Source organism: Mycobacterium sp., from assembly GCF_040509115.1.
Lineage (GTDB): Bacteria > Actinomycetota > Actinomycetes > Mycobacteriales > Mycobacteriaceae > Mycobacterium.
Genome location: NZ_JBEVLO010000054.1, coordinates 1 through 18,500, shown reverse-complemented (window position 1 = coordinate 18,500; position 18,500 = coordinate 1). Strand labels below are relative to the sequence as shown.

Annotated in this window: 14 protein-coding genes and 1 pseudogene; 8 read left to right on the top strand and 7 right to left on the bottom strand. The window is 67.9% G+C overall.

Going from position 1 to position 18,500, the window contains the following annotated elements:
- On the top strand, positions 1–460 hold a 460-nt coding region (locus ABW137_RS04250), incomplete at its 5' end, for a zinc-binding dehydrogenase (RefSeq protein WP_526397207.1).
- Between the two features lie 78 nt (positions 461–538).
- Here the strand turns inward: ABW137_RS04250 and ABW137_RS04245 are convergent.
- Positions 539–2,191, bottom strand: coding sequence for a SulP family inorganic anion transporter (locus ABW137_RS04245; RefSeq protein WP_526397213.1), 1,653 nt, complete (start codon positions 2,189–2,191; stop codon positions 539–541).
- Between the two features lie 301 nt (positions 2,192–2,492).
- Between ABW137_RS04245 and mgtA the strand changes: the two genes are divergently transcribed.
- Positions 2,493–5,120 (top strand): magnesium-translocating P-type ATPase, encoded by a 2,628-nt coding sequence (mgtA, locus tag ABW137_RS04240; protein ID WP_526397205.1) that lies wholly within the window; start codon positions 2,493–2,495, stop codon positions 5,118–5,120.
- A 29-nt stretch (positions 5,121–5,149) separates the two neighbouring features.
- Here the strand turns inward: mgtA and ABW137_RS04235 are convergent, their stop codons facing one another.
- The 5 genes from ABW137_RS04235 to ABW137_RS04215 all read right to left on the bottom strand — a co-directional run bounded on the left by ABW137_RS04235 (position 5,150) and on the right by ABW137_RS04215 (position 11,419).
- Positions 5,150–6,154, bottom strand: coding sequence for a zinc-binding alcohol dehydrogenase family protein (locus ABW137_RS04235; protein WP_526397211.1), 1,005 nt, complete (start codon positions 6,152–6,154; stop codon positions 5,150–5,152).
- A gap of 14 nt (positions 6,155–6,168) precedes the next feature.
- Positions 6,169–7,518: an acyltransferase family protein gene (locus tag ABW137_RS04230; protein ID WP_526397203.1), complete on the bottom strand. Its 1,350-nt coding sequence runs from the start codon at positions 7,516–7,518 to the stop codon at positions 6,169–6,171.
- Complete coding sequence (locus ABW137_RS04225; RefSeq protein WP_526397201.1) at positions 7,511–8,320, bottom strand: universal stress protein; 810 nt, start codon at positions 8,318–8,320, stop codon at positions 7,511–7,513. Before ABW137_RS04225 ends, ABW137_RS04230 begins: the two co-directional genes overlap by 8 nt.
- 255 nt (positions 8,321–8,575) lie before the next feature.
- Positions 8,576–10,222, bottom strand: a complete 1,647-nt coding sequence (locus tag ABW137_RS04220) for a sensor histidine kinase (protein WP_526397209.1) — start codon at positions 10,220–10,222, stop codon at positions 8,576–8,578.
- A 195-nt stretch (positions 10,223–10,417) separates the two neighbouring features.
- Positions 10,418–11,419 (bottom strand): Acg family FMN-binding oxidoreductase, encoded by a 1,002-nt coding sequence (locus tag ABW137_RS04215; protein ID WP_526397199.1) that lies wholly within the window; start codon positions 11,417–11,419, stop codon positions 10,418–10,420.
- Between the two features lie 150 nt (positions 11,420–11,569).
- On the opposite strand from ABW137_RS04215, the gene ABW137_RS04210 reads away from it, so the two are divergent.
- From ABW137_RS04210 to ABW137_RS04190, 5 genes and pseudogenes are all read left to right on the top strand, one after another.
- Positions 11,570–13,096: a bifunctional aminoglycoside phosphotransferase/ATP-binding protein gene (locus ABW137_RS04210; RefSeq protein WP_526397197.1), complete on the top strand. Its 1,527-nt coding sequence runs from the start codon at positions 11,570–11,572 to the stop codon at positions 13,094–13,096.
- A 48-nt stretch (positions 13,097–13,144) separates the two neighbouring features.
- Positions 13,145–13,330: pseudogene (locus ABW137_RS04205) on the top strand (alcohol dehydrogenase catalytic domain-containing protein); the annotation flags it as partial.
- 244 nt (positions 13,331–13,574) lie between these two features.
- Positions 13,575–14,480, top strand: coding sequence for a universal stress protein (locus ABW137_RS04200; RefSeq protein WP_526397195.1), 906 nt, complete (start codon positions 13,575–13,577; stop codon positions 14,478–14,480).
- A gap of 116 nt (positions 14,481–14,596) precedes the next feature.
- A complete protein-coding gene (locus tag ABW137_RS04195; protein ID WP_526397193.1) occupies positions 14,597–15,589 on the top strand; it encodes an Acg family FMN-binding oxidoreductase in 993 nt (330 codons plus the stop codon).
- A gap of 117 nt (positions 15,590–15,706) precedes the next feature.
- On the top strand, positions 15,707–16,597 hold the full coding sequence (locus tag ABW137_RS04190) for a universal stress protein (protein ID WP_526397191.1): 891 nt from the start codon (positions 15,707–15,709) through the stop codon (positions 16,595–16,597).
- 67 nt (positions 16,598–16,664) lie between these two features.
- Here the strand turns inward: ABW137_RS04190 and ABW137_RS04185 are convergent, their stop codons facing one another.
- Entirely contained in the window at positions 16,665–17,531 is an 867-nt protein-coding gene (locus ABW137_RS04185; protein WP_526397189.1) for a universal stress protein, read from the bottom strand.
- Between the two features lie 356 nt (positions 17,532–17,887).
- Between ABW137_RS04185 and ABW137_RS04180 the strand changes: the two genes are divergently transcribed.
- A complete protein-coding gene (locus ABW137_RS04180) occupies positions 17,888–18,475 on the top strand; it encodes an Rv1733c family protein (protein WP_526397187.1) in 588 nt (195 codons plus the stop codon).
- Positions 18,476–18,500: the final 25 nt, after the last annotated feature.

Below are 18,500 nucleotides of genomic sequence, written 5' to 3'. Positions count from 1 at the left end.
GGGGATGCGGGTCGTGGCGGTCGACATCGCGCCGGACAAGCTCGCGCTGGCCAGCAAGCACGGTGCCGAGATCGTGGTGAACGCCGCCGAGCAGGACGCGATCGCCGCCGTGCAGGAGCAGACCGGCGGCACCCACGGCGTGCTGGTCACCGCGGTGCACCGGGCCGCGTTCGGGCAGGCGATCGGGATGGCCCGCCGCGGCGGCACCATCGTGTTCGTCGGCCTGCCGCCGGGCGACTTCCCGGCGCCGATCTTCGAGGTCGTGCTCAAGGGCCTGACCATCCGCGGGTCCATCGTCGGCACCCGCCAGGACATGACCGAAGCGCTGGACTTCTACGCGCGCGGCTTGATCCACCCGACGGTGACCCCGACGCGGCTCGACGATGTCAACGAGGTGTTCGAGCGGATGGCACGCGGTCAGATCGACGGTCGCGTCGTCATCGACTACCGGCAGGACTGATTGAACCCCGTCATTTCAACCCTGCCATCGCCTGCGCGCCCACTCACTTCGCCGGGGTGGGCGCGCACGTTGGCGCGATCAGGGAGCCAGGACATGTGAACGGGCGTGGAGGATCGCTTCGTCCAGAGTGTCCATCAGATGGTTTTCGTGGCGCAGCGAATCAAACACCCCGACGTTGGCCAGCAGGTTGAAGTGTTCGGGCTGCACGCCCTTGATGATCACCGTGATGCCCCGGGATTCGAGTTCGGCAGTGATCTCCGTCAGGGTGTGCGCGCCGGTGGCATCGAGCATTCCGAGCTGGGACATTCGGATGATCACCACGGTCACGTGCGGATGCTCGGCGTCGACGATCGCAGTCGAGATGCGTTCGGCCACACCGAAGAACATCGCCCCGTCCAGGCGCAGCAATGCGATCTGCTCGTCGCCAGGTCGATGCGGGCCCGGTAACTCCTCGCGTACCACGCTGCTACGCCGCGCGATGCTGCGCAACGCGAACAGCGCCGCGACGACGATCCCGATCTCCACTGCCTCGATGAGGTCGAAGCACACGGTGACGACGGCGGTCATCACGAAGATCAAGGCGTCCGAACGCGTCGACCGCAGCAGCTGACCGACCGTGGAGGCGGAGATCATCCGGAACGACGTGACCATCAGCACACCGGCCAGCGCGGACAACGGAATCGCTGCGACGGGTCCGGTCGCCAGATACACCACGGCGAGCAGCACCAGCGAATGCACGATCGCCGACACCCTGGTGCGAGCGCCCGATCGCACGTTGACTGCGGTCCGGGCGATGGCACCGGTGGCGGGCATGCCGCCGAAGGCGCCGGACGCGATCGACGCCAGGCCCTGCCCGAGCAGTTCTCGATCGGGGTCGTAGGAGCCGGTGGGGGACATGGTGGCAGCCACCCGTGCCGACAACAGTGATTCGATCGCCGACAGCGCCGCGATCGCTACGGCGGCGCCGATCAGGGTGCGCAGCGCGCCGACGTCGATGGTGGGCAGCGCAGGCGCGGGAAGGCTGGACGGCAACTCACCGATGGTCGGCACCGGCAGGTTGAACGCACGGACCACCACGGTGGCGGCGATGACGGCGATCAGCGATGCCGGGATCCCACGGTGGATTCGCGGTAGCGCGACCATCATCACCGCGACGAAGGCCACCACGCCAACGGTTTCCATGGCCGAGGTCCAGTCGCCGCCCCCGAACACCTGAACGAGTACGTCAAGGGCGGCCGGAAGGGTCCGCCGACCGGCAGGCGCAGGCGTGCCCACGGCGTTCGGAATCTGTTGAAGGAAGATGATCGCAGCGATCCCCAACGTGAACCCCTCGATCACCGGCCAGGGTAGGAAGGTCACGGCCCGTCCCCAACCAGAAACCCCGACGGCGACCACCAGGACCCCGGCCAGCACGGTGACCAGCGCGATGCTGCCGAGCCCGTGCTGGGCGACGATGGGGGCGAGAACCACCGCCATCGCCCCTGTCGGGCCGGACACCTGGACGTGGGAACCGCCGAAAACGGCTGCCACCAGCCCCGCAACCACGGCCGTGATGAGCCCCGCCGCCGCTCCCACCCCCGAGCTGATGCCGAAGGCCAGCGCGAGCGGAAGGGCGACCACGCCGACCGTGACACCAGCCAGCACGTCGCGGCGCCACGATCGAGGTAGCGAGGCGTAGTCGGCGCGGCGCGGTAGCAGGAGGGCGACCCTGGCGATCACCGTGTCGATCATCGTCGTGTTCTTCTCCTCACCGTCGGCCCGACCGGCGGCGTCGGCTCCCAGGCCGGGCTTGTCGCGAGCGTGCACCGCGCACGCTACGGATCCGCGAGCCTCATCGCTGGAGTCAAAGGTCCTCGATCCCGGCACCATGGGCGTCGTGCCAGCTGGCCGGTGCCCCATGGCCTTCCATGAAGTGACCAACGGCCCCTCCCCGGCGAGGTGCCGGAGACCCTACCGTGAGGCACACACTGCGCACGGAGACACGATTCTGCGCGCCCCATCCTCGAAGGGGTGAAGACATGACGGCAGCGTCGTGAATCGCGCACCCGTCGGCCCGCTGGCACCGGCCCCGCCCACCCCCTCCGACGCAGGCACCGCCGAGCGGGCGTCGTGCGCATCCGTCGACGAGGTACTGGCCTGGACGAACGGCACGAAGGCCGGGCTGACCAGTGCGGAGGCTGCCGCGCGCCTAGCGAGCCACGGGCCCAATGCCGTCCGCACCCACCGGGTCAGTGCGCTGTCCGTTCTCGGGCGGCAACTGCGCAGCGCCGTGCTGATTCTGTTGGCGGGCACAGCCGTACTGTCGTACTTCCTGGGCGACAGCACGCAGGCGATCATCATCGGAGTGATCCTGGTGGTCAGCATCGGGTTGGGATTCTTCAACGAGTACCGGGCCGAACGCACGGCAGCGCAACTACATTCGTCTCTCCGCCACACCGCCACGGCGCGCAGGGACGGGCGGTACACGGCGGTCGACGTGACCGAGTTGGTGCCAGGAGACGTGATCCGGCTGGCATTGGGCGAGGTCGTTCCCGCCGACGTGCGTCTGATCGACGTATCGGGACTTGAGTGCGACGAGAGCATCCTCACCGGCGAGTCCAGCGCAGCCGAGAAATGGTCCGTGGCGACCAAACCCGGTGTCGCGCTCGCCGATTCGAATGACCTGGCCTTCATGGGCACCATCGTGAGTGCAGGCGAGGGATCCGGGGTGGTCTACGCGACTGGACCGGACGCCCAGTTCGGTCGGATCGCGGCGGGGCTAGGGACTCGCCAGCCGCAGACCGCCTTTCAGGAGGGGCTGCGGCACTTCTCCTACCTGTTGCTGTGGGTCGCGATGACGCTGACGGCGGTCATCCTGATCAGCAATCTGCTCCTGCAACGCCCGATCATCGACTCGTTGCTGTTCGCCCTGGCGATCGCGGTCGGCGTCACTCCTCAACTGTTGCCTGCCGTGGTCAGCACCAGCCTGGCGACGGGAGCGGGACGGCTCGCCAAGCTCAAGGTCTTGGTCAAGCGCCTGGTGTGCATCGAGGACCTAGGCGACATCGACGTGCTGATCACCGATAAGACCGGCACGTTGACCGACGGGCACATCACCTTGGTCGACGCGGTGGACCCCGACGGGGTATCGGCCGACCGGGTCCTTCGGCTGGGACTCTTGGCGACCGCGGTCGATCCCGCCACGGGCGGAGGATCGAGCAACGCCCTGGACGCCGCGATGTGGGAAGCCCCGCGCGCCCGCGATCTCGCGAAGGGGGATCTCCCGCTCATCGCGACGCGACCGTTCGATCACACCCGGCGAGCGGCTTCCGCGCTGGTAGGCGACGACGACCAACGGGTGTTGATCGTCAAGGGGGCACCCGAGCAGGTGCTCGCCAAATGCGTTGGGGTTTCCGGTATCGCGGGTTCGACACTGGACGCGCTCTTCGCCGACGGTCGGCGCGTGGTGGCCGTGGCCAGCAAGCCCGCCCCCCGCTCGTCGAGCATCGAGGCCGAAGACGAGGCCGAGCTGACCCTGGACGGGTTCCTGGTCTTCGCCGACGAACCGAAGACCGCCGCCAGGGAGTCGTTGGCGCGGCTGGCGGGACTGGGGATCGAGGTCAAGGTCGCCACCGGAGACAATCCCCGCGTCGCCGAACGGGTCTGCGCGGAACTGGGATTGATCAGCAAGGGCACCGTCACCGGGGCCGAGCTGGACCGGCTCGACGACCGTGCGTTCGACGATCGGGTGCGCAACTGCACGATCTTCGCCAGGATCTCCCCGGAACACAAGGCGAGGCTGATCACCTCGGCTCGTCGGGCCGGCCGTTCGGTGGGTTTCCTCGGCGACGGTGTCAACGACGCGCTTGCGCTGCACGCCGCCGACGTCGGAATCTCGGTGGACACCGCCACCGACGTCGCGAAGGACGCCGCCGACGTCGTGTTGTTGGAGAAGGATCTCGGCGTGTTGGCCACCGGGGTCGCCGAGGGCCGCCGCATCTTCGCCAATACCATCAAGTACGTCCTGATGGGGACGTCGAGCAACTTCGGCAACATGTTCAGCGCCGCGGCGGCCTCGGCGGTCCTGAGCTTCCTGCCGATGCTGCCGAGCCAGATCCTTCTGAACAACCTGCTCTACGACAGCTCTCAGCTCGCGATCCCGACCGACCGCGTCGACGAGGAACAGCTGCTCGCCCCCGCGCACTGGGACATCGCGTTCATCCGACGGTTCATGCTGACGTTCGGACCGATCAGCTCGCTGTTCGACTTCCTCACCTTCGGCCTGATGCTGGGTGTCCTGCACGCGGGTCCGGTCGAGTTTCGTACCGGTTGGTTCGTCGAATCCCTTGCCACGCAGACACTGATCATCTTCGCGATCCGCACCCGCCGCATCCCGTTCTACCGCAGCAGACCGGGCAAGGTGCTGATGGTCGCGACGTTCACGGTGATCGGCGTCGGCGTGGCCTTGACGCTGTCGCCGCTGGGGCCTGCGCTGGGGTTCACTCCGTTGCCGCTGTTGTTCTTCGCCGCCCTCTTGGTGATGGCCTTGCTCTATCTGGTGCTCGTCGAGGTGACCAAGCGCGTGTTCTACGCCGAGTCATCGCACGCGCGAGGACCGCGCACCCGCGGTCTCGAGCACCGAATCCACCGGCGCGCCGCGCGATTCAGCCATGCGGGATGAGGCGTGGCCGTCGCCCCTCCCGACGCCCATCAGGTCACGTTGCGCAGTACCGCGGCGCCGTCGAAGCGTCCCGCCTTCAGGTCGGCGAGCGCCTGTTGGGCACGCTCCAGGGGATATTCGTGGGTCCGCACCTGGAGGTGGTGCTCGCCGGCGAAGCGGAGAAAGGCCTGCCCATCGGCCCGGGTATTGGCGGTGACACTGCGAATCTCGCGTTCGTAGAACAGGTCTCGTTCGTAGTTGAGCACAGGCACGTCGCTGAGGTGAATGCCTGCGATGGAGAGGATGCCGCCGCGGTCGAGGGCGCGCAGGGCTACGGGGACCAGCTCGCCGACCGGTGCGAAGAGGATGGCACCGTCGAGGGGTTCGGGCGGCGCGTCGTAGGCCCCGGTGACCGACGCGACGCCGAGGTCGAGCGCCAACCGTTGGGCCTGTTCGCCGCGGGTCATCACGTGAACGGTGGCGCCCTGAGCGAGGGCGATCTGCGCCGTCAGGTGTGCGCTGCCGCCGAAGCCGTAGATGCCGAGTCTGCCGCCCCGGGGCAGGGCGACGCGTTGCAGGGCGCGGTAACCGATGATGCCCGCGCACAACAGCGGCGCGAGTTCGGCGTCGTCATATCCGGTCGGCAACCGATAGGCGAAGTCGGCTGGGACGGTGCAGTATTCGGCGTAACCACCGTCGTCATCCCAGCCGGTGTAACGCGAGTTCGGGCAGAGGTTCTCCGCCCCGCGGAGACAGTAGGGGCACGTGCCGCAGGTGGTGCGTAGCCAGGCGACACCCACGCGGTCACCGACCGAGTGACCGGTCACGTCGGCTCCGAGACCTACGACGGTGGCCACGATTTCATGGCCGGGGGTGACTCGTCGACGATGAGGAAGTAGATCGCCCTCGCTCACGTGCAGGTCGGTTCGGCATACGCCGCAGGCGTCGACCAGGACCAGTAGCTCCCCAGGCGCGGGTCGGGGGACGGGCTTGCGTTCGTAGCGCAGTGGGCCGGACTCGATGGCACCGGGTTCGGCGACCACCCAGGCGTTCATGGTGTCCTGCGCGGTCATGACGATCCTTCCTTCGACGGCGTGGCCGGTACGGCATCGAATTCTCGCCCATGGCGGCTGGCGCCGATCGGGTTCAGGCTGACCAGCACCACACCGGCGAGGTAGATCGCGACGACCGCGACGGGTAGGTGCCCACCGGGGGCGAACCCGTTGGCGGCCAATTGCCACAACGAGTATGCGACTGCCGCGCCACCCACCACCAGCACCGGTTGCGAGCACCCAATCGGAAGTCCCACCCGGACAGCGGGAACGGGCCGCGCGAACGCAGCGCGACCCAGCCACAACAGGTACAGCTCCGTCGCGGTCACCACCGATAGCACGGCCACCCACACCAGCCGCCACAGCCACCAGGCACCGGTCCCCAGGGCGGGCTGTGGCACCGTCCCGCTCGGGTAGCAGACCAGTGCGACCACTACGACCGGCACCATGTGCCACAGATAGAGCGCCATCGCATTCTCGTTGGCGACGACCAGGACGTGGCGCCAGCGCACGCGCTGTAGCCAGGCCGTCACCGTGGGCGCGGCCGCCAGCAGCAGCCCGGCCTGCACTCCGGCCAGGGCCAGCAGTGCCACCGTAGGGGGCGAGGTGTTCTGGATCGTCTGGCCCGCAACGCCGATCATGCTCACCGGATAGAGATTCAGCGGGATCACCGTTGCCAGCACTACCGCCGATCCCGCCGCCAACGTCAAGGCCCGACGGCCAGCGAGCGCCCCGCCGTGCCAGGCGACACCGAACTGGTAGATCGCACCCCAGCAGAGTGCGTAGTTGATCCACCCGAGCGCCGGGACGTGGAGGCCCAAGGTGAGCGCATCGACGGCCGCCACCGCGACCACGAACGCGGCGGGCACCTTCAACCCCCACCTCTGCTGCGCGGCGACGGCCACCGGAGTCAACGACACCACACCGAGATAGACGGGCAGGAACCACAGGTGCAGCGCGACCACCCACATCGGCATGGCCAGCCGTGAGCCGTCGATTCCGAGCCAGCCTGCCACGGCCACCGCGACCACCGGGACCGCCACATAGGCCGTCGTCGGCCCGACGATCCCGGCGACTCGGTGCCGCAGCCAATCTCGCAGTGGGCGTGCGGCTGCGTGTCGGCGCGTCCACGACGCCGCGTTCGCGTAGCCGGCGACCACGAAGAACACCGGCACGACCTGGAACAGCCACGTCAGCCATTGCGTCCATGGCAACTCGGCAAGCACTTCGTCGTAGCCGAAACGTCCGCCGTGAAAGGTGACGGCCGCCAGAAGCCAGTGGCCGACGACCACGACGAGCACGGCGACGACCCGGTACAGGTCTGCCGACGACTCGTGGTGTGACGGATCGATCCGGGCGTCAGTCATGGCGGTGCACTAGCAGCACCGAGCACTCGGTGCCACGAAGCACGAAGCGGCCGTACGGGCCGACCAGGCCTTCGGCGGCGAGCCCGCCGGCGTTGCCGACGACCGTGAGTTGCACCGGTTCGTCGGGTGTGGCGAGGACGGTTGCGACGTCGTCGGGAGCCATGAGGATTCGGACGGATAGTTCTGGGTGACGGCCCAAGGCCTCGGCCAGCCGCCGGTCGACGTCTTCGGGCGCGAGCTCGCGGAGCCGCGCCGACGTCAGGTTGAGCACCACGAGCCCGGCGTGCCGCAGCGCCGCTTCGGCCAATCCCGCGTCGACAACGGTCGCCAAGTCCAACGGGTCGTCGACGACGATGGCGACGTTGCCGTCGGGTGGTTGCTCGGTGTCGTTGCGGCGTCGGACGATTGCTACCGAAGTCAGTGCCGCCCTGGCCACCGCGGTGGCGGTCGTGCCAGCGAACTTGGCCGCTTCGAGGTCGCTGCCCGCCGACCCAAGGCAGATCATGGCCGCGCCCACCGACTCGGCCACCAAGGTCGCCGCGACGTGCCCACGCATGATCTCGGTCTCGACCTTCACCTTGCGACCATGGCGCGTGATCGCGGAATGGGCGGCCTGCAGTGCCAGCTCGCCTTCCTCCCGCTCTCGGCCGACGTCGGCCGACGTGGACTGGATGACGTGAATCAGTCGCAGCGGGACGTCTCGGCTGACGGCCTCGTCGATGGCCCATTCGGCGGCGTGCACGGACGACGGGGAACCGTCGACGCCGACGACGACCGACGAGCCCGAATCCCCGTGTTGCATCTCGTGCCTCAGTTCTGACGCTCAGATTTCTTCGTCCGCATCGACGGTATGCGTCGATCGGTGCCGCACGACGCCGCCTTCGGGCCTCGGACCATGGGACCTAAGCCCTCGCTACTCGGGGCCTGAAGGCCCTCATTGGGGGAAGCGCGTGGGGGAGAGGTCCTTTGGCACTTGCTGCCAGGCGCTGCGGCGGGAACCGTGACTCGATGGCGGCCCGAGATCGAGGCCGGCGGCGCGGCGTTGGCGGATCTGACGTCACGACCCGACGATGGGAGCGCTCCAGCGCACGCGGGTCCCGCCGCCGGGTGCATCGGCGACCTCGCAACTGCCGCCGACGAGTTCGGCTCGGCGCCGCATGTTGGCCAGCCCGCTGCGGCGCGCATTGGAGGGATCGATGCCCCGGCCGTCGTCGACGACGTCGATGGTCAGCTCGTCGGTGACGTCGACTCCGATCGTGAGGTGCTTGGCGCCGGAGTGTCGAATCGCGTTGCTCAAGGCCTCGATGACGACGGGCATGGCCTGCTCGACGACGTCGGCCCCGACGGCGCTCAACGGTCCGGACAGACGCACCGTCGTCTCGATCTCACGGTTCTCGGTCAGTCTGGCGATGGATTCCTGCAGCTTTTGGCGAAAGCCGGTATCGGAGGCCGGTGCCCGTAGGGCGAAGATCCTGCCGCGGATCTCGTCGATGGTGGCCTGCAGGTCGTTGACCGTCCTGTTGAGGCGGTCGGTGATCTCGGTCGACCGGGTGCGGGCGATCGTGCCCTGTAGATCCATCCCGGCCGCGAACAGTCGCTGGATCACGTGGTCGTGCAAATCGTGGGCGATGCGCTCACGATCGACGATCAACGTGAGTTCCCGCGCCTGCTGCCGACTCTCGGCCAGCTTGAGTGCGACCGCCGCGTGGTCGGCGAAGTCACTGACCAGCTCGAGGTAACTCGAGTCGAACGGTGCGTCGTCACGGCTGCGAGCCACGGCCAGCACTCCGAGAACGGACTGCTGGGCGCGCAGTGGCATCACGATGGCCGGCCGTGGACCGACGTCGGTGAAGGCCTGGATGGAATGGCGAAACGATTCGGTGATCACCGGCAGGCCCGAGCGGAACACGCCGCCCGTCGTCGATCCCTCGACCGGTACCTGCTGGCCGAGCACCTCGTCGGCCAGCAGGCCCACCGCGGCGGAGACCTCCAGGGTGTCGACCTCTTCGGCGGGTAGGTCGGGGTCGCTCGGGACCAGAACGATGGCCTGCTCGGCTTGCGTGAGTTCGCACACGCGCTCGGCAATCATCAGCAGGGGCTTTCCGACCGGGCCGTCTCCGGATGCCAGGGCCGTGGTGACCGTGCGACTGGCCTCCATCCACTTGGCAGTGACCACGACGCGGTCGAAGAGCCGGGCATTGTCGATCGCGACCGCGGCAGCGGAGGCCAACGCGCGCGCGGCGACTTCGTCGGCTTCGGTGAACGCCTTGCGGGCGGTCGGCTCGGTCAGGTACAGACTGCCAAAGGTCTGCTGCCGGATGGTGATTGGCACACCGAGAAAGGCTCCCATGGGCGGGTGGTGCTCGGGGAATCCCACCGCCGCCGGATGCGAGCCCAGATCGTCCAGTCGCAAGGGCTCGGGGTGATCGAGCAAGACTCCGAGGACACCGTTGCCGACGGGGAGATGGCCGATCCGCTCGGCGGTGTCGCGCTTCATGCCGGAGTGCAGAAACGACAACAGCTTGCCGTCGGGGGCGCGCACGCCAAGAGCGCCATAACGCGCTCCGGTCAACTCCATCGCCGCGGTCACGATGCGGTCAAGCGTCGCGTCCAGATCGAGGTCGGTGGTCAAGCCAACGATCACCCGCAGCAGTCGTTCCATTTGGTCGCGCGAAGCGCGCAATTCGTCGAGTTGCGCGTGCATGTCGCCGATGGGTCCACCCCGCCCCAGAGCCGAGAATGCCGAGTCATCGTCATCGATGCCCACGCAAGAGACCTCCACTCTCTGGCTCTGGGGAGTCCAGTGAATCCTAGCCCCGATCATGATCTGGCCGCGTGTTGCGTGGCCTCGGGCTACGTCTCCGTCCGGATCACCGCCTTTCGGGGCACCCGTGCTGGTTCAGCGCGACGCCTCCGCCACTGACGGCGCCCAGGTGAGGACCTCGCCGAGGGGCCGGCGAGGGGTGGGCGGCGGGGTCGCGTCCAAGGCTGGGACCGTGCCCACCCGGATCAACACTTGGGGCAGGCGGTGACCGGTCAGCTCGGCGACGATGTCGCGGCTGGCCGCGACCTCGGTCACGTGCGTCAGCGGGCAGGTGGCCATTCCGGCCATGGTCGCCTCCAGCAATGCCGCCGAGAGGGCTTCGCCGCACGTCAGGATGTCCTTGCGGCTGTCACCCAGCGCCGAGAGTGCCACGACCTTCGAGTGATCCTCAGTCACCTGCGGTCGGCGTTCGGGTTGGCTCGTGACGGGGAAGCTGCGTCCGATGTCGACGCGGTCGCTCTCGGCCGCGGAGACCAGAGCGCTGGGTGGGATGCCGTCGCCGGTCTTGAATGGTGCTGTCCACCAATCCAGTTCGGCGTGATACGACGAGTCGTACAAACGAAATGCTTCGGTCAACTGCGAGGCCTCGGCCAGCTGGGCTCGTGCGCTGTCGGGCAGCACGTCCACGAACGCCAGATCGTCGGGGACGGCGTTACGCAGCATGGGCCCGAACTCGTCCCAGTCGACAGGGGCGGCGAAGGGCAAGCGGTCGGTGCGCCGCAACAGGATTGCGTTGGCTCGTCGGCGATGCGCCTCGGTGACGTATGACATCGGTTGGAAGTCGATCGAGGCCAGGTGAGTGATGTCATTCGGATTCGGGTAGTGGTCGACGTTGGCCGCCCAACCGGTCGCCGCCATCGCGACCTTGAGGTGATCGAGCACCGCGCCGCAGCTCAGCAGTGCCTGTCTCCCCGAGGAGTCGGTGTCGACGAGACGGTCGTGGTCCCCGTACAGGTGCAAGACCCCGTTGCCGCACGCGACGAATCGCCACGGTTGACTGTTGTGGAATGACGGTGCGCGGCAGGCGAGGTGCACGGCATCGGCGATGACTCCGCTCGGCACCACTGGTTTGGGCATGTCGGTCCCTTTCGTTCGCTACGGTGACCATGTCACCTGCAAGGTTCCGGACACCAGGGCCATACGGCCCTGACGGTCGAGGACTCGGGGCACACCAACCGGGGTCTGAGGACCGCTGTCCCTGGCTCGTCAGCGCGGGACGATGGCGTCATGAACTCAGCTCCAGCCCCATCGATGGGCAAGAGCGGACGGGGCGCCACTGCCGCCGCGCAACGCGGTGCGCCAAGCCCAGCCGGGGCCCCCGAAGTTCGCGAAACCCACACGGGCATCGTCGTCTTGGTGGGTGACCGCGCGTACAAGGTCAAGAAGCCGGTGGCCACCGACTTCCTCGATTTCACCACCGTGCGACTGCGGGAGGAAGCCTGCGAACGGGAGGTTCGGCTCAACCGGCGGCTGGCCGAGGATGGCTACCTCGGTGTCGCTCACCTGAGTGGCCTGGTTGGCATGGAGCCCGAGCCCGTCGTCGTGATGAAGCGGTACCCGGACGTGGCGCGGCTCGCGACGATGGTGCGACGTGGCGAACCCGTCAATGCTCACTTGACCGCAATCGCGAAGCGCCTTGCGGACTTTCATGCCACCGCCGCCCGGTCGGCGTCGATCGACATCCAGGGCGAGGTCTCGGCCGTCCGAGGCCGTTGGTCGGAGAATCTGACCGAACTGCGGCGATGGGCCGGAACGGAACTGGCCGCAGACCGACTGGACGACGTCGAACGCCTGGTCACGCAGTTCATCGACGGTCGCACCACCCTGTTCGCCGAGCGCATCGCCGCGCACCGGATCGTCGACGGCCATGGCGACTTGATCGCCGAAGACGTGTTCTGCCTTCCCACGGGCCCGGTTCTATTGGACTGCTTGGACTTCGACGACGCGCTGCGGTGCGTCGACGGCCTGGACGACGCGGCCTTCCTGGCCATGGACCTGGAGTTCCTCGGCCGTCCCGACCTCGCTGAGTTCTTCCTCGACGAGTACCGGCTCGGGGCCGACGACACCGCGCCTGAGGCGTTGGCGCACTTGTTCGTCGCCTACTGGGCGGTCGTCCGCGCGAAGGTGGACCTGATCCGGTCCGAGCAGGGTGAGCGCGAGCGCGCAAACGACGCCCGACGACACCTCGAGTTGGCCCTACGCCATCTCCGCGAGGGCACCGTGCGCCTCATCCTGGTGGGCGGCGGTCCGGGTAGCGGCAAGACCACGTTGGCACGCGCGCTCGGTGAGCGACTGAGTGCAGAAGTGATCTCCAGCGACGACGTGCGCCACGACATGGTCACCGATGGCCAACTCGGTGGGGACCCCGGCCACCTGGACAGTGGCCGCTACAGCCCGGCCAACGTCGAGGCGGTCTACACCGCGATGCTGCACCGGGCCCGCACACTGCTGGCCTGCGGCCGGTCGGTCATCCTCGACGGCACCTGGCGTGACCCATCTCACCGAGCCGATGCTCGTCGCATGGCCAACGAAATTAGCTGTCCAACCGTGGAATTGGCGTGCACCCTGCCGCTCGGGCAGGCCGTCGAACGCATCGGGCAACGAGCCCGCTCGACGTCCGAGGCGACCCCAGCGATCGCCGCGGCCATCGCCGGCGGTCAACACATCTGGACTGAGGCGCACCCGATCGATACCGGCCGCCCGCTTGGCGACTCGGTCGCCGAGGCCAGGGAAGTGTGCTGTCTGGCCTACTGACCGGCCGAAACTTCGCCACACCAACACAAACGAGAAGAAGGGGGTTTCATGAAGGCGCTGGTCTACCACGGTCCTGGCAGGCGTTCCTGGGACGACGTTCCCGACCCCGTCGTGCAGCAGCCCACCGACGCCGTCGTCCGCGTCGACGCCGTCACGATCTGCGGCACCGATTTGCACATTCTCAAAGGTGACGGGCCCGAGGTCGAGCCGGGCCGGATCTTGGGCCACGAAGCCCACCGATTCCACCTCGACGACTTCGAGGACGCCTACGACGTGTTCGCGCGCGCCGGGGAGACAGGTGCTGCTCACCGCGAAATGAGTTCGACGTCAGAAGCATTGGAGCGCAAGATGAAATTGGCATATGACGGTACGCGTGACGTGACGGTCACCGATCGGCGGTTGCTCCTCGAGTCGATGGCCCGTCATCCAAGCGGTCGACGTGTCCGGCGGGTAGACGAATCGCACGGCGGCTCCCGTCATGGCTAGCGACGCTGCGCCGGTCGTCGTCGGCGTTGACGGCTCCCGTGGTGCTCTGGATGCGGCCCGATGGGCCTGCGCCATCGCCGACCGCCTCGGCGTACCGCTGCGCGTGATCACGGCAATGCCAGCCTTGGGCTACAACCCGTCCGACATCGCCGTGGCGGTGCGAGTCGCCGCCATCGAGGAGCATCGGACGTGGGCCGACCGCTACCTGGAGGCGGCCGCCGACGTAGTTCGCGCCGACCATCCCGGCGTCCAGGTGACGACGGCGTCGCTCGCCGAACCAGCCGACGAGGCGCTCGGCACGGCGAGTCGCTCGGCGCGGCTGGTGGTTCTGGGCTGCGAGGACGTCACTGCGACGGGTGCGCTCCTGGTCGGATCGACGACACTCAGGGCACTGGCTCACGCCAGCTGTCCCGTGGTGGCCTGGCGTGGTGGGGCCATCGCTCCGTCTACGCAGCCGATCGTGGCAGGCGTCGACGGATCGGGCCGCGATGGTGGCGCGCTGCACCTCGCATTCGAACTCGCCGAAGGACTCGACGTTCCGTTGTGGGTCGTCCATTCCTGGAAGTTGAAGGGGTACGCGCAGTTTCACCGGCCGGCCGTAGTCGACGCGGACGCCGACACCCAGCGGCAGTCCCAGCGCATCGACGAGCTCATCGGCGCTCAGCGCACGAACCACCCCTCGGTGAACGTTACGGCGCAGATCGGCGAGTCCGCCAAGGCGAGCCACGCTTTGGCCCTGCACGGTGAGTGCGCTCAGCTCGTCGTGGTTGGAAGCCGCCGTCGGCATCCGTTGGCTCGCGGCCTGTTCGGATCGACCAGCTTGAACCTTCTGCACCATTGTCGGGTGCCGGTCGTCCTGTGTCCGTTCGAGGAACACGATCCCGCTTACCAGGACTGACAGGCCTGCGGGCAACTGATTGGGGCCTTCCGAGAAGTGACTTCTTACCCTCGTCCGGGCGTCAGCGATCGTGAATAGTCAAGTTTGAGGCCAAGACCCGTGGAGGTAACCGTCGGATGAACACGCACTTTCCCGACCCGGCGACGCTGCGTGCGGCGCTGGCCCTCGCGACGCGAGCACCGTCTGTCCACAACGTCCAACCGTGGAAGTGGAGGGTCGGCGCAGCCAGTCTGCACATTTACTCCGAGCCGGCGCTGCACCTCGAGCGCACCGATCCCGATGGGCGCGAGGCGATGGTGAGTTGCGGGGCGGCACTCAATCACGGCGTGGTCGCGCTGGCCGCGCTGGGATGGCAGAGCAAGGTGCGTCGATTTCCCGACCCTGCCGAGCCCACGCACCTGGCCTCCATCGAGGTGCAACCCCTCGTCCCCAGCCAGGTGGACATCGCACTGGCGGCAGCGATCCCGCGGCGGCGCACCGACCGGCGTTACTTCAGTGCGTGGCCCGTTTCCCACGGCGACGTGGCGTTGATGGGCATGCGCGCCGCCAGGGCGGGCATCGTGATGCGAAGACTCGATCCGTCGCCGAAGCTGCGGGCCACCCTGGAGCACGCGGTGTGGCGGCATGTCACCGATCCGGAGTATCTGGCGGAACTGACGATGTGGAGCGGCCGATACGGCGGCACTGCCGGCGTTCCTGCCCGCAATACCCCGGAATCCAATCCCGAGTCCCCCGTGCCTGGCCGGCTGTTCGCCGGTACCTCGCTGGCACAACACGCCACGCTCGAGCCCGCCGAAGATCATGGTGTGCTGTTGGCGCTCGGCACGGCCGACGACGACGACCTGGCCCGGTTGCGCACCGGTGAGGCGACCAGTTTGGTATTGCTCACCGCCACGTCCCTGGGAATGGCGAGTTGTCCCGTCACCGAGGTGTTGGAGTTCGGCGAGACGCGCAGCACCATTCGAGAGGACGCCTTCGATGGTGCCGAATTCCCGCAGATGCTGGTGCGAGTCGGCTGGGCACCCGTCAACGCCGACCCGTTGCCGTCGACGCCGCGGCGCCCACTCGGTGAAGTCGTCACCCGGCTGGATGGGACGCGTTGGGAGTGAGTTCGCCTTGGACCCTCCGTATTTGGGCCCTCCGTGGTGGTTGGCCGCTCCAGGTCTGAACTACACAGGGCCCAAAGACGGAGAGCCCAAATACGAAGGCAACGAAAGGAGTCTGACATGTCCATTGCGTTGGGGGACGGGGGCATCATCGTCGCCGTCGACGGCTCGCCGTCGAGCTTGGTGGCCACCGACTGGGCCGCACGCGACGCCGCGCTGCGTCGCGTTCCGCTGACCCTGGTCCACGTGCTTTCTCAACCCACGGTGGGCCTGTGGCCAGAGCCCGTGTCGTCCGCGGGCTTGCTGGAGTGGCGGGCGCAGAACGGCCGCGAGATCCTCGGCGAGGCTCGCCTGGTCGCCGACCGGGCCATCTTCGACGTCGCCCCGATTGCCGTGGACGAAGTGTCGTGCCCAGGGACCCCGATCCCCACCCTGGTGGACCTGTCGAAGGACGCGGCGATGATGGTCGTCGGCTGCCGTGGTCGCGGCGCACTGAGACGCCGTCTGTTGGGTTCGGTCAGCTCCGGCCTGATTCACCATGCGCACTGCCCGGTCGCGGTGATCCACGACGAGGACCCGTTGATGGACCATCCTGCACAGGCCCCGGTGCTGGTCGGCATCGACGGCTCACCGGCTTCTGAGCTCGCGACAGCGATGGCGTTCGACGAAGCATCCCGGCGTGGAGTCGGGCTGATCGCCATGCATGGCTGGTTCGACGACGAACTGCACGCCTGGACGGGGATCGACTGGGACCGCCAGTTGGGGGCCGGCAGGGAAGCGCTGGCGGAGCGGCTGGCCGGATGGCGGGAGCACTATCCCGACGTGGAGATCGAGCAGCGTCTGGTCGACGGTGATCCCGCCGAGCAACTGGTCAACGCTTCAGAGGGTGCGCAGCTGACCATCGTGGGTAGCCATGGCCGCGGCGGCTTCGCAGGCATGCTGCTTGGGTCGGTGAGCTCGGCGGTAGTGCAAGCTGCCCGGATGCCGGTCATCGTGGCTCGGCAGGCCTGACCATCTGGCATGCGCGGCTTAGCTCCCAGGCTTACCTCCCAGGCTTAGCTCCCAGGCGGTGCCGACGTCACAGTGTCCCGTGCTGGTCGCAGACCAGCACCGAGCAGTCGGTGCCGTGCAAGGCCGCGTAGCTGGGTGGCCCGATCATCTCGGCGATGCCGTGAGCGCGGCGGCCGCCAACCAGCACCAGCTGGATCGACCGCGCGTGCCGAGACAGGTAGTTCAGCAAGCTGCCGTGGACGGCGACTGGCTCCACCTCGAGCTCGGGATGGCGGCGCCGAGTGCACGCCAGCCGCCGGTTCACCATGGCCCTGACTCGCCGGTTCTGTTCGGCGACCGCGTGATTGTCGTGAACATCGGTGACGTCCGCCTGCCAGACGGAGATGGCGACCAGTGGCGCGTTGCGCAGTAGGGCCTCGTCAATCCCGAGTTGCAATACGGCGTCGTCGTTCTGCGACGCGTCGAGTTCCACGACGACCGATTTCGCGGAGGTGGGCGTCGGGAGGGACCCGCGGATGATCGCGACCGGACAGTGCGCCCTGGTAGCCAGCGATACCGCGGTGGATCCGATGTGACCCGACCTGGCGCCTGCGGTGCCGACGGCGCCGATGCACAGCATTGCCGCTCCTCGGCTGGCCTGCAGGAGTAGATCGGTGGGTCGGCCGTGCAGGATCTCCACTTCGACCTTGACCGGTTGGTCGGTCGATTCGACCAGGGTGACCACTCGTCGGACTGCGGTCTCGGCGGCGGCCAGGGCGTTTTCCACGTACTCGATGTCGTCGGATTCACAACGGGGTTCGATCACCGACACCAGGCGCAGGGGGACGTCCCGAGAGACCGCTTCCTGAACTGCCCACAGTGCGGAGGTCAGCGCTAGGCGGGAACCGTCGATGCCGACGACGACTGATGGTGACGTGGGGATCGTGTCGCGCATGATGCCTGCTTCCGGTCGATCAATGCCCTTCACGCTATGGCTCGGCGAATCGCGCTGGCAGGGCCGAAGGTCCCCGCGCTGCGGTCGTTGGTCACCGCGATGGGCGTGCCACCTGCTGACGGTCGGGTGAACTCAGCGTGAACATTTGTCCAGGAGCTCGACGCCGCCCACGGTCGTTGGGGCTGCTGTTCGAGAGAAGTCCCGCTCAGGTTGGGTGAGTGACCGACTCCCGGCGGCGGTGACCGGTGGCGTCTGTGATCGACGTCGCCTTGGACCGGCTTGGAGAACGGCGAGACCACGGTCCACCATGGAAACATGCTCGTAACAATTGGTCCTCGGTCGACGGCCGATCCGCGATGATCACGCACCCGCGGCGGTGGTGGTTGCTCGGTGCGCTGAGACGCGGTCGCGTCGTCCGCACCGTCGACCGGGTCGAGGCGTGGACGGCCCTTGCCGTCATCGTGCTGGTGCTCGTTGGCATTCACCCGGTGGCGGGATTCGCGCGCGACGTCTACACCACCAACTCGGCCGCGTTTGCCGCAGAGGCGGCCACCCGGCACACGGTCCAAGCCGTCGCCGTGAACGCCAGCCAGACCGCCACCCGCGGGGTGGGATCGGCCTACCAGGTCCAGGTGCAGTGGTTCGCAGGCAATGAGACTCGCGACAAGGTGGTCCGCATCGACCGCGCCGTCGTCGCTGGGGAGCACATCCCCATCTGGGTGAACGACGCAGGCCAGGTCACGACTCCGCCGCGAACGGATGCCGACGCCCGCACCGACGCGATTGGTGCCGGAGCCATCGTCTGGCTCGTCACGGTGGCTGCGGGCGCGGCCGCCTTGACGGCGTTCCGACGAGTGCTCGACCGACTTCGCTATCACGCGTGGGATCGGGGTCTTCGTGCCCTCGCCGACAATGACGGTGGTTGGGCCACGCGCAATTCGTGACGCGGGCCTGAACGCCGCGCCGCGA